Raw genomic sequence first — 566 nt, 5'->3', positions numbered from 1 at the left:
TAACACAGTACAACACAAAATAATGGAATCCACAGCAACATAATATCCACTGTGAGACTGCACTTGTCTTTGTCAATAGCAATGCTCCACAGTACTTTTGTTTGACAAATTGCTCTAAGTCCATAAATGGACATCATTGTGAGACTGCTGAAGTGCTCAGGCACTTTACCAACTCTAATAATGTAAGTGATACACTGTTACTCAAACGTTCAGAGTTAATGTTTTTGCAAGAAGTCTCTTGTGTGTTTTTAACATAAACTTGTGTGTATTTGACTGTTTAAGCGCAATAGGAGATGAAAGAGAACTAGTTTAGCACTCACACACCATGTGACAGCTGCTTTATACGCAAGTGCTTCGCTCAAAAAAACGTATATCAGAAGTTTAAACGAAAATATGGTTTAAAAAGCATGATATCAATGTGACAGACATGATAATCAAAACCAAACAGATGTTTTTTTGGCTGTTTTTTGGCTGCACAGCCCTGTTCTGGAAAAGGGGGCGGGAAGCTTTTGCTTATTTGCTTATTTGCACTTAAAGAAACATGCACAAAAACAGTGTGTTTCTGC

General features: G+C 37.1%; 1 protein-coding gene. It reads right to left on the bottom strand.

Features of this window, described 5'->3' with window-relative positions:
• Window positions 1–373: 373 nt before the first annotated feature.
• On the bottom strand, window positions 374–566 hold a 193-nt coding region (locus C8054_RS33015), incomplete at its 5' end, for a hypothetical protein (protein WP_233220277.1).

The sequence above is a fragment of the Micromonospora sp. RP3T genome (assembly GCF_003027925.1).
GTDB lineage: Bacteria > Actinomycetota > Actinomycetes > Mycobacteriales > Micromonosporaceae > Micromonospora.
This window is presented reverse-complemented; position numbering and strand designations above follow the sequence as displayed.